Raw genomic sequence first — 11,362 nt, forward strand, 5'->3', positions numbered from 1 at the left:
AAGGGAGGACAAAAAAATGGGTTTTAGAGTAAAAGTTGAAGGTGCAGAAAGTATCAATTTAAATATTGAAAGTGTTCTAACTGTAGAATTTAAAACAGATACTCCAGATGATTCTAATGCACGTTCAACAGATTTAGGAACATCATTAGTTATTACTGGTAAAATATTAACACCAGTAGGCGGAGAGGCAGCGGATGGTACTATTAAATTAGCACAATGGTCACTTGTACCTGCTGAAAAAGCAGATTGTTATAGAAATGTACAAGTAGATGTTATTTCTGCTTCACAAGTAGTAAGACAACTTACTTTACCTAATGCCTTTGTAGTTAACTACGAAGAACATTATGGTGATGGAGAAGGTGTAGGTACATTTAAGCTATATGTTAAACAAAAGAAAGACAAGACTGCTCAAGTTAAATTTGAAGGTGGATTCGGAGAATAAAAAAATAAAATAGGGAGGACATGAGAAAATGGGATTTAAAGTTAAAATTGAAGGTGCAGAAACAATTGATCTTAGCATAGAAAGCGTTCAAAATGTAAAGCTTATAACAGATACTCCGGAAGATACAAATGCTCGTTCAAAAGATGTAGGAAGCACAATGATTATAAGTGGTAAAATATTAACTGCTGTAGATGGAGATCCATTTGATAGTACAAGAAAAATGGGAACTTGGTCATTAGTACCAGCAGAAAAAGCAGATTGTTACAGAAAGGTTACTATAGAAGTAATTTCTGCAGACCAGGTAATAAGAAAAATAACTTATCCAAATGCTTTTGTAGTAGATTATAAAGAACATTTTGGAGATACTGAAGGTATCGGTACATTTGAACTTGTAGTAAGACAAAAGAAGGACAAGTTAAGCTTAGTGACTATAGAAGGTGGATATAGCGCTTAATATTAAAAGACTATAATTGATTTTTCTCTTGAAAATAAATTAAATTTTCTTTTCAAGAGAAAAATCTTTTGCTATAAAAATAAAAAACTGAGGTGTAATATGAAAGACTATTACAAAATATTAGATATACAAGTAACTGCAACTAAAGATGAAATCAAAAAGGCTTTTAGAACTTTAGCTAAAAAGTATCATCCAGATAAAAATAAAGACGATGAGAATGCTTTAAGAAAATTTCAAGATATAAATGAAGCATATCAAGTTTTAAGCGATGAAGATTCAAGAAAAGAATATGACAAAAAGTTATCTAACTTTAATCAAAATAACAATAAGAAAACAAGCAATAATGACAATAAATCAAAAAATGATAAAAGAACATATAGAGACAAAAGTGATGGTATAGAGAATTTAAATAAGTATTTTGAAAGTTTTTTTGGATTCGATGCAAATACAAGTGATATTGATAAAGATAAGCTAAATCAAAAAAAGAATCCAATAGATACAAGTGATATGTTTAAAAGTTTTTTTAGCATAAAAAAGAAGTAATGGAGTGAGTTACTTTGAATCGAAATAATAACAATATAAATTTTAATAACAAATTAACAGTAACCGTGCAGCTAATTAATATGTTCATAGGTGCCATAACTGCACTAATATGTGTAATTGGCTATATTACAATAGAATCCATATATTTAAAAGGAATAATTATAGTTATTGCTATAGCTTTGGGGGTAGTGTGTTTTGTAAATTTATACAATAGATTACATAGAACAGAAGTTATAGAGGATGAAAATAAAATAAGCACTATCGAATTAGTTAATGAAGAAAATGAGATTGTAAAAAGATGGGATATAGGTGAAAGAGTTTCATTTCTTATAGGAAAAAATACAGTAGATAATGATGTTTTTATAGATTTGAATTTATCTATATACTCAACATTAATTGAAGATAAACATGCTGTTTTAAACTACGCTGCTGGAAAATGGTACATAGAAGATTTATCAACTACAAGTGAAGTCAGCATTCAAAAGATAGATGATGGGAAAAAATATAGAATTGTAAAAGATACTCCCTGTGAATTAAAAAAAGGAGATATTCTATTTATTTTTAAAGTTAAACTTTTGCTTAAATAACACAGCAGCAGTTAATATTAGTTAAACTTTAAATTAAAGGAAATGGAGTGAGATATATGGGGCTTATTAGATGTCAAAATGGGCATATGTTTAGTGAAAGACGTTATGGTAATATATGCCCATATTGCAACATAGATACTGCAAAAAAAGAAAATAAACAAGAAGTTATTCAAGAAAATATGAATATAGAAACAAATCTTTTATATCAAGAAGTGGAGCCTGTATGTGGATGGCTTGTATGCATTGAAGGTACGAGAGTAGGTAAAGACTATAAAATAAAGAGTGGCAAGAATTTTATAGGCAGAGCTGATGATATGGATATCCAAATAATAGGTGACAATCACATTGCAAGTAGAAATCATGCAATAGTAGTATATGATCCAAAAAAGAAGAACAATGTTTTATTACCAGGAGATTCTTCAGGTATAGCCTATTTAAATGGAGAACCTGCATATATGCCGACGGAACTCTCTGCATATGATGTAATTGAACTTGGGAAAAGTAAATTTTTATTTGTACCCTTTTGTGGAGAACATTTTGAATGGGAAGATAATGAGTAGGTGTATGATATATGCTAAATGTTAATAAATACACAAAAATAGATTTTATATTTTTACTAGGAATTTTATTAATAATTTTATTAATCATAAGAAAAATTTTATTAAATAAAATAAATAAAAATAATTTAGAAGTGGCGAAAAAAGTAAGCATTGGGTATGAGGAAATTCAAGAAGACTATGTAGATGTAGCATATGCGCCTTATGGAACATTAGCAGTTTTAGCTGATGGACTTGGAAAAAATGAAGCAGGAAGAATTTCAAGTATTGTATCAGGTAAAACAATAACGAAAATGTTTTTAGAAGAAGGCAGCAAAGAAAAGATAGTATATTTTTTTAAAAAGGCTTTCAACAAGGCTAATCATGAAATAATAAAGAGAGTTGAAAAAGATAAAGGTGGAGCTAGTGTATTAAGTGCAGTAGTAATTGATGATTTATTATATTACGCATTAGTTGGAGATTGTATGCTTGCTATTTTTAGAAATAAAGAACTTGTCAAATTAAGCGAAGGACATGCTATTAATGAAGTAGCTAAAAGAGAGTACTATAAAGGAAACCTTCAAAAATCTGAAGCAGTATATGCACTAAAAGAAAAAAAGCTTCTATATTATCTTGGACAAGAATCCTTTAGAGATATTGAGATTTGCGATAGCCCAATTAAACTACATAAAAATGACATAATTGTACTCATGAGTAAAGGAATATATGAAAGCTTAAAATGGATAGAAATTGAAGATATGTTAGAAGAAAATAACATAGCTTTAGATGATATATGTGAAGAGATAATAGAAAAAATTAAAAACAATAATAAGTTCAATAACTGTAATGGAAGCATAATACTTATGAAATATTTTGATAACAAAAACAAGAAAGAATTTTAACGAATTAAAACCAAGTTAGGATGAGGAAGATGAGAAAGCTAAATTCAAAATTTAAAACAAATTTTATATCAGAAGAGGGAGCTTTTCTACAAAATAAAGATTATTTTGCATTTATTGAATTAGATGATTATGCATGTTATGTAATTGCAGATGGAATAGATGATGATAAGGAACTAGAAAGTGCCAAAATAGCAGTAACAGCCTTTATAAGAAATTTTACAGCAAAGCCAACTATGAACAAATTTATCATAAAAAAATATTTAAAAAATGTAAATGAGGAATTAATATTAAGCAGCAGATATGTAAGATTAAAGGCATCAATTACAGTAGTTATAACAAACTATAGCAAATTAATCTATTCTATTATTGGTAATACTAGATTTTATTTATTTAAGGATGGATATTTAAGATTAAAAAGTAAAGATCAATCTTTAACTCAAGAATTAGTAGATAAAGAAATTATTCCATTAGATAAAATATCAAAGCATGCTGAACGAAATAATCTTTCATCTTATTTAGGTAAAAATGATTTAAGTAATATATATGTATCAAAGAAAATAAAACTTTCAGATGGCGATGTATTTGCACTTCTTACAAAAGGAATATGGGAAAATTGTGATGATAAAGAAATGGAAGACGCTCTAGAAGGAGCAAAGGATCCAAAAGATGTAACAGATAATATAGAAGATATGATTTTATCAAGGCAGCCGAAGAAATTAGAAAACTATACCTTGGCATTAACCTTTGTAGAAAAAGCTTATATAAATCCAAAACAAAAAGAGAGAATAAAAAAGGTTATATTAGCTGCTATACCAATACTTTTGATTATCACAATAGGACTTGTAGCATTTAATGTTAAGAGACATCAAAAGCTTAATAATATTGCAACTATGAGTGAATGTAAAGCAAATGCACAAGATTATATGAAAGATGGAAATATTCAAAGAGCAAATGAAGAATATAAAAAAGCTTTAGATATAGCTAAAAAATATAAGCTTAAAGATGATAGTAAGACTTTAGATGAAGACTATAAGTATACAGAAATAATCATGGAAGCTGATAAAAATCTAGAGAAAAAGAAATATGAAGATGCTTTAGATAAGTATATACTTGCTTTAGAAAAAGCAGGTGACGCTGGTAGTGTAGGTAGAGAATATATATTTAAAAAAATAAATATAGTCAAAAATTGTATTACAGTAGCAGATCTTTTAGCCTTAGGTGATAAACATCTAGAAGGTGGGGACGCAGCAGCAGCAGAAGCTAATTATCTGGAAGCTAAAAAATTAGCTTTAGATTATTATTTAAAAGATGAGAAAAAAGAAGCTATGGATAAGTTGCAAAAAATATATGATCAGAAAGCAGCAGATGCAGATAAAGAAAAAGCAGATAAGGATAAAGCAGCAGCAGATAAAAAGCAAGCTGAAGATGCTGCAAGTAAGGCTAAGGAAGATAGTAAAAAGCAAGAAGAAGAGAATGCAAAAAATGCTAAAGAAGAGAAAAAAGCAGCAGAAGAATTACAAAATAAGGCCATAGATCTTAGAAAAAATGGAGATTTAAAATATGTAGCAGGAGACTACGTAAGTGCAAAAATGTACTATGCTTTAGCTAAAGAGGCTTTTGAAAATATAAATTCACATAGTTTGGCAAATGAATTACAAGAAAAAATAACACTCATGGATAAAAAGATAAATGATGTGTCGGATAAGAAGAGAGAAGCAGACCAATATTCACAAGAGGCAAATAAAAGATATGTTTCTGGTGATGCTAATTCTGCTAAGGTATTATATCTTTTAGCAAAGGATATATATAACCAATTAGGTATGGCAGATGAAGCCTCAAAGGTAGATGAAAAATTAGCTATAGTAGAAAAATCTACAGGACAAGGGCAGTAAATATAATAAGAGAGTAAAGCAAGGTGATAAGGTGGATAGTAAACTTTATGAGAAGTTAAATGAAATTAAAGACTTAGATGATAGAGCATTACTAAAAAAAATAATGAATAGTGTATTTAGTTCTTTAGAGCAATACACTGAAGATAGATTTAATGATTTAGAACAAAGAGTATTTAGTGAGATTCAATATGCAAAAGAAAAATACAATATTTATTCAACAATAGCAAAAAGAGAAAAGATAGACTTAACTGACGATTTTTTATATCCAATCTTATCAGAGGATATTGAAGAACAGGTATATGATACAAAAGAGATTATAGAATTGCTTGAAAATAAAGAACCTAAAAATATGTTCAAGATTTTTCTTAAATGCGACTATTTAATTTTTAAGGAATTTATTAATAGTAATCTTAAAATAAAAGGAATTATAGAAACAGATAAAAAAGTTCATGAAGCTTATTTTAAAGTATTTGAGAATAAAGAATATACAGGCAAAGTAAGTAAATTATATAAAAGCTTTATAAATAGCAATATAAGATGGACAACTATTAATAATCCATATATTCATAAAATTGCAGATGTAGTTTTAGCAGGATGTAAAGATAAAATCGAAGATGATGAAAATATAGTTAAAATTGAAGTGGATTTTGGAGAGTACAGTAAATATATAAAATATGACATGGTGCCTCTTTGGAATATAAAAGAATTGAGCTTAAAATGCAGCGGTTTTCCAACACCATGCATAGATAAAATTAATTATGAACATAACATTTCAATTTTAAAAGAAGGAGAAAAAAATGGATACTTAGTTGATTCTGAAAATGTAGATATTAACTATATTATGTTAACAAATGAATCAGTAGTAATATCTTCTAAAATAGATGAAGCAGTGCCATGGAAATTATGGAGCATTATAAATTACAATAAATGCAAAATTTATCAATATGAATATGAACTTATGACTAATGAAGTTAATGTTAATTTTTCTAATAAACTCTCATTTGAAAAAACATACACAATAAAGACAAAAACAGAACTTGCAAGAGTTATAAACTCTTATAAAGCATCTGAATATTTAAAATTTAATAATGTAAAATTGGAGGAAATTTGCAAAGCAGAAGTTAAAGACAGCTATGAAGTAAATGATTTTATAATTGATGAAATAAGAGATGAAAATGTAAAGAGAGTTCTTACTTTATATTTTGAACCAAGAGATAAAGACAATTATTTAAATAAAGATATTTTAAGCTTTTTAGTATCAGAAGTTCAATTAATTTATCCAGAATATAAATGTGAAGGAAGATTGATATGAAATATATTTGGGATATATTATTAAAGGCGGATCAACAAAAAATAAATAGAAAAGGAATAAAATTTGTACCAGCTAAAATATGCAGTCCTTATATGGAAATTGCTTTTGATGAGCTTAATACTGTATCATTGCCAGAAGACAATATTGTAGAAGTAAATGAGTGTTACAGATTTTATGAGATTTTTAAGGATTTATTTAATATTAATGTTGAGGAAAGTAAGGAACTTAGAGAAGTACTTCTAGATATATTATTACATTATTTAGGAGAATTAGATCTTAAAAGAGGATTGTGTAAAACAGAAGTTTATAAGAAGTTTTTAATGAAGGATATAGTGAATAAGGTATTTGGAGAAGAATTAGCTAATAAGATACATTACTTTGAAAAAGAAGAGTGTGATACTTTATTAAATGGGCTTATAACTTTATATAATACAGGAGTATCCCTTCAGTTATTTAATAAGATTTTAAGAAAAGTATTTAAAAATAGCATAGTTTATTCAAATAAAGAAAAGCCAAAAGATATGTATATTTATTTAGATGAGGTATGGAATAAAAAACTTCAAAATAAAATTGATGTTATATTAGACACATTTTTACCCATAGATATGAAGCCACTAATCTTTTGGAATCAGCATTTTGGAATTTTAGGACTTAATAATACTATGAGAATGGATGAAATAGTTATGGTTGAATAAAAGCAACTAAGAATTTAGGGGGATAATATGAGTTTATATTCATACAAGTTACATAAAGTAAATGAAGAAGAAAAGGGAAAAACTAAATATAAAGAAAAAGATTTAAGACTCATGACTACATTCCAATTAAGAGAAATATGTAATAAAGAAAAATTAGTAAAGAGCATAGTTAATCCTCTTGATAAAGAGGAGCTTATAAGGCTCATAATGAAATATAGAGGCGAAAAAGACAGCAGGCTTATAAATCATTACATGATTGGCGGTCTTGAGAGAGTTGAGAAGTTTTTAAAGAGAAGTAAGAAAAATATAATTACCACTAAAAACATAGATTATCCAGGAAAGATAACGCTCTATGAAAATTTAGCTCTTGAGGTTTATGATAATTATGTTTTAAATAGCAGTGAAAATTTAGAAGAAAGCAACGTACTTTTGGTAGATAATAACTTTAAAGTATGCAGTATATTTAACATAAAAAAGATAACACAAAATAACAAAGACAAGTATTTTCTAATAAAGAATAAAAATGTAGAAGCAAAAGAATCTGAAAGCAAGCATTATAGTCTTTTATTTTTTTCAGAAAAAGATTCAGAGCTGCTTTATGATATTTATGAAGGAAATACAACTTTTATGGATTCATCTATAAATTTTAATTCTTTTCCTATATTACAATTTGAAGTAAAGCCGTTAAATGAGACAACAATGCCGCTGGCAATTGATTTCGGAACATCAAATACAACAGCTGGCATTTATATAGATAAAGAAATATTCCCAGGGTTAAATGAAAATTTAGTAGAAAATCAGGAATATGTAGATTATGAAGAGGATAAAGTAAAATTCGTTAAAATAATGAATGAAATTAAAGAGAATGTAGAAATGACACCTCTTATACCAAGTGTTGTGGGGGTTAAACATATAAATGAAGATAAAATAGAATACGTCTTTGGATATGATGCATTGATGGAATCTAAAAAGAGATATATGGATGATGGAATGAGCTTATTTTATGACATAAAGAGATGGATAAGTGATTTTGAAAAAAGTGAAAAGGTAATTGATATTAATGAAAAAACAACCTTTATAAAAAGAAAAGATATCATAAAAGCTTATTTAGAATATGTTATATCCTTAGCAGAACAAAGATTTAAATGTAAATTCAAGAATATTTATATATCTTGTCCATCAAAGCAAAAACATAAATTCCATACTTTATTTAAGGATATATTAAGTGATTATACAGTTAAAAGTGAAAACATATTAGAAGAAAGTGTTGCTGTTCTTTATAATACAATTTCTGAACTAATTGAAAGAAAAAAATATGTTCAAGGAGAATGGTATAAAGCTCTTATCATAGACTGCGGAGGGGGAACTACGGATCTTTCAGGATGCAGCTTTAGTATATCTAATAGTAGAGTTTCTTATAAGTTGGACATAGAGACATCTTATGAAAATGGAGATACTGATTTTGGTGGAAACAATCTTACCTTTAGAATAATGCAGCTTATAAAGATTTTAATGGCAAATTCTTTAGCTAAAAGAGATGAAAATATAAAGAAAGCTATAATAGATGAATTTAAAATCGATATATTCAGATTTATAGACAAGTCTGGAATTAATGAACTATATGAGACTTTAAATGAAGAATATGAAAAAGTAGAAGAGATAATTCCTACAAAGTTTCAATTATATGAAACTAGAAGCAAAGAAGATTATTGCAAAGTGAGGAATAATTATTATTTCTTATTTGACTTAGCAGAAGAAGTCAAAAAGCTATTTTTTACAAATCCAGATATCTTAAATGTTATGTTAACACCTAAAGAAGTTAAAAATTCAGAAGATAACACAATAAATTTTGATAAGTGGAAATTATCCTATGTAAATAAAAATGGTTTGCAGGTTGTAAAAGAAGCACCAGAAATTTCACTTAGCATATATGAAATAACTACCTTAATAAAAGGTGATGTTTATAACATAATAAAGAAGTTTTTAGAAACACTTTATGAAAATGATGAGCTATTTGATTATTCACTTATTAAATTGACAGGACAATCCTGTAAGGTAGAAATATTTAAAGATGCATTAAAAGAATTCATACCTGGAAGAATAATTGAAATTAATAAGAGTAAAAAAGAAGCTAAAGAAGAGTATGAATTAAAGCTATCTTGCCTTAAGGGAGCATTAAAGTATTTATATGCCAGAAATTTTGGATATGCAGATATAAATATAGAAAGCAAAGCACCAACACTTCCATACCTAGTAACAGCCTATACTCACACAGGAGAGCAAAAGGTTTTAATTAAAGGTAAGGAAAAAGTTAAGGGCTTTATATCAAGATTTATGGATAGAATTCTCTTAAAACTATATCTAAAAGATAATAATGATGCTGTTAAATATGAATATAATTATCAATTTAATGAAGCGGAATTAGAAAGAACAGATGCAAGGACAATAGGAGAAATGTATCCTAATATAATTCAACATGAAACAGATAATATAGAAAACAACGAAATAAAATTTTTTGTATGGGCTGAAGAAGAGCTTTGGGGATTTTATGTACTTGCTGTTTTAAGAAAAGATGAGGAACTTTATATAGGAAAAGAAAAGTTCTTCTACTTTGAAAATGATAAATGGGAGCAAAACTTTTTTGATGGGCTTAAGTAGTCTTAAGTTAAGTAGTGAAAACTGAAACAAATGCATACCTTTCATTTTTGTAAAATGCGGGTTAAGGAATATTTGTATATAAAGTTAAATAAAACAAAAATGGAGGAGAACTATGGATAATGAAAAAGCATTGAAGTGTATAAGGAGTGCATGGAGGCTAGCTATAGTATGTAGTCTAATAGCATTAATAGCAATAATATTAATGGTAAGTAATTTTGGTTTTTCGGAATTAATTTTATATGCTCTAATATATATAATTTTGGAGCTCGGATTAGCTTTTGGAGTATATAAAAAAAGTAGGATATGTGCAGTTATATTATTCATTTGTTTTATATTAAGCAATATATGTATGCTGAGTAACTCTAGAATTAATATTGTAGGTCTTATAATAAGTGTTGCTTTTGCAACATGTTATTTCCAAGGAATAAGAGGAACAATATATTATCACAAAAATAAAAAGATAGAAATTGATGAAGCCTTGCATAAATCTGAAATAAATTAAATATATTCTGAGCCATATTAATTTAGGAGGTGAAGGAATTGTTTGAAAATAATTATCCGCTTTTTAATAGTGGACGACTTTTGAAGATAGATATGTTAAATGAGCTTAGAGATTTTCCGAGGGAATTCTTTGATGCAAGGTTAAAAAGATATTCAAATGGAATAATTTCTGGATGCGATATTGATGTAACGGATAATTATGTAGTTATCCAAAAAGGAATAATAAAATATGAAGATGTTATTTACCTTTTAAAAGAGGATAAGAAAATTGCGTATGAATGTAATAACAAAATGATGATTTTAAAGGTAAAGTTTTTACCTCAATTAGTTGATCATGATTTTATAAATTATTCTACGGAAGTTTATTTAGATGAGAATTTAGAACTAAAGGGGAATGAACTTGAGTTATGCAGATTTAAGTTAAGAATTGGCGCAAAGCTTAGAGTTAATCATGTGGATTTTAATGATTTGTGTACAGAGTACGATACAGTAAATACAATAAATGTACCTTATGCAGCTTATGGAGAAAGCAGTTTAAATCCTGATATTTTAAGACAATTTGGAAGGGAATTATTAAGATGCAATGTTGGCGAAGCTTGGGATATATCTTTTGGAATGACCTGTATCCAAAGTAAGGAGCCTATTGAGAAGGAAATAATAACAAATTATTTAGTATATAAATTGGACATTGAAATAAAAGATTATTCAAATGAAGAATTATATTATTACCTTTTAGATGTACTAAATAGAGTAAAAGATGGAGAAGACGGTAGTAGACGTAAAAGGAATGGAAGATTTAAGAAGATAATTATAGATTAAAAAATATATTAAATTATCTCG

The 11,362-nt window shown here is 27.4% G+C and carries 12 protein-coding genes; all 12 read left to right on the forward strand.

Annotated elements, in window-relative coordinates:
- Positions 1-16 precede the first annotated feature (16 nt).
- The 12 genes from ACZ5N4_RS12785 to ACZ5N4_RS12840 all read left to right on the forward strand — a co-directional run bounded on the left by ACZ5N4_RS12785 (position 17) and on the right by ACZ5N4_RS12840 (position 11,341).
- The gene (locus tag ACZ5N4_RS12785) at positions 17-442 is read left to right on the forward strand and encodes a membrane-associated protease 1 (RefSeq protein ID WP_211140790.1); all 426 of its coding nucleotides are present in this window, start codon (positions 17-19) and stop codon (positions 440-442) included.
- A gap of 28 nt (positions 443-470) precedes the next feature.
- Positions 471-896: a membrane-associated protease 1 gene (locus ACZ5N4_RS12790; protein WP_464210481.1), complete on the forward strand. Its 426-nt coding sequence runs from the start codon at positions 471-473 to the stop codon at positions 894-896.
- A gap of 99 nt (positions 897-995) precedes the next feature.
- Entirely contained in the window at positions 996-1,439 is a 444-nt protein-coding gene (locus tag ACZ5N4_RS12795) for a J domain-containing protein (protein WP_464210483.1), read from the forward strand.
- Positions 1,440-1,519: 80 nt separating this feature from the next.
- Positions 1,520-2,026 (forward strand): FHA domain-containing protein, encoded by a 507-nt coding sequence (locus ACZ5N4_RS12800; protein ID WP_464210925.1) that lies wholly within the window; start codon positions 1,520-1,522, stop codon positions 2,024-2,026.
- Between the two features lie 56 nt (positions 2,027-2,082).
- Entirely contained in the window at positions 2,083-2,586 is a 504-nt protein-coding gene (locus tag ACZ5N4_RS12805; RefSeq protein WP_464210484.1) for an FHA domain-containing protein, read from the forward strand.
- 11 nt (positions 2,587-2,597) lie between these two features.
- Positions 2,598-3,464, forward strand: a complete 867-nt coding sequence (locus ACZ5N4_RS12810) for a PP2C family protein-serine/threonine phosphatase (protein ID WP_464210486.1) — start codon at positions 2,598-2,600, stop codon at positions 3,462-3,464.
- Between the two features lie 29 nt (positions 3,465-3,493).
- Positions 3,494-5,356, forward strand: a complete 1,863-nt coding sequence (locus ACZ5N4_RS12815; protein WP_464210488.1) for a PP2C family protein-serine/threonine phosphatase — start codon at positions 3,494-3,496, stop codon at positions 5,354-5,356.
- Between the two features lie 31 nt (positions 5,357-5,387).
- Positions 5,388-6,668: a normocyte-binding protein gene (locus ACZ5N4_RS12820; RefSeq protein WP_464210490.1), complete on the forward strand. Its 1,281-nt coding sequence runs from the start codon at positions 5,388-5,390 to the stop codon at positions 6,666-6,668.
- Positions 6,665-7,363 carry a hypothetical protein gene (locus ACZ5N4_RS12825; RefSeq protein ID WP_464210492.1) on the forward strand — a complete coding sequence of 233 codons (699 nt, stop codon included), beginning with the start codon at positions 6,665-6,667 and terminating at the stop codon, positions 7,361-7,363. The genes ACZ5N4_RS12820 and ACZ5N4_RS12825 overlap by 4 nt, the downstream gene beginning before the upstream one ends.
- A 27-nt stretch (positions 7,364-7,390) precedes the next feature.
- A complete protein-coding gene (locus ACZ5N4_RS12830) occupies positions 7,391-10,021 on the forward strand; it encodes an Hsp70 family protein (RefSeq protein WP_464210494.1) in 2,631 nt (876 codons plus the stop codon).
- A gap of 112 nt (positions 10,022-10,133) precedes the next feature.
- A complete protein-coding gene (locus ACZ5N4_RS12835) occupies positions 10,134-10,523 on the forward strand; it encodes a hypothetical protein (protein ID WP_464210496.1) in 390 nt (129 codons plus the stop codon).
- A 38-nt stretch (positions 10,524-10,561) separates the two neighbouring features.
- Positions 10,562-11,341 (forward strand): phosphatidylinositol phosphate kinase family protein, encoded by a 780-nt coding sequence (locus ACZ5N4_RS12840; protein ID WP_464210498.1) that lies wholly within the window; start codon positions 10,562-10,564, stop codon positions 11,339-11,341.
- The last annotated feature ends 21 nt before the right edge of the window (positions 11,342-11,362 follow it).

This window comes from Clostridium nitrophenolicum, from assembly GCF_055391695.1.

Excerpts from the sequence above, each read along its gene's own strand:
- ACZ5N4_RS12815 (WP_464210488.1), top strand. The coding sequence starts at position 3,494 with ATGAGAAAGCTAAATTCAAAATTTAAAACAAATTTTATATCAGAAGAG.
- ACZ5N4_RS12795 (WP_464210483.1), top strand. The coding sequence starts at position 996 with ATGAAAGACTATTACAAAATATTAGATATACAAGTAACTGCAACTAAA.
- ACZ5N4_RS12800 (WP_464210925.1), top strand. The coding sequence starts at position 1,520 with ATGTTCATAGGTGCCATAACTGCACTAATATGTGTAATTGGCTATATT.
- ACZ5N4_RS12830 (WP_464210494.1), top strand. The coding sequence starts at position 7,391 with ATGAGTTTATATTCATACAAGTTACATAAAGTAAATGAAGAAGAAAAG.
- ACZ5N4_RS12825 (WP_464210492.1), top strand. The coding sequence starts at position 6,665 with ATGAAATATATTTGGGATATATTATTAAAGGCGGATCAACAAAAAATA.
- ACZ5N4_RS12810 (WP_464210486.1), top strand. The coding sequence starts at position 2,598 with ATGCTAAATGTTAATAAATACACAAAAATAGATTTTATATTTTTACTA.
- ACZ5N4_RS12790 (WP_464210481.1), top strand. The coding sequence starts at position 471 with ATGGGATTTAAAGTTAAAATTGAAGGTGCAGAAACAATTGATCTTAGC.
- ACZ5N4_RS12835 (WP_464210496.1), top strand. The coding sequence starts at position 10,134 with ATGGATAATGAAAAAGCATTGAAGTGTATAAGGAGTGCATGGAGGCTA.
- ACZ5N4_RS12785 (WP_211140790.1), top strand. The coding sequence starts at position 17 with ATGGGTTTTAGAGTAAAAGTTGAAGGTGCAGAAAGTATCAATTTAAAT.
- ACZ5N4_RS12805 (WP_464210484.1), top strand. The coding sequence starts at position 2,083 with ATGGGGCTTATTAGATGTCAAAATGGGCATATGTTTAGTGAAAGACGT.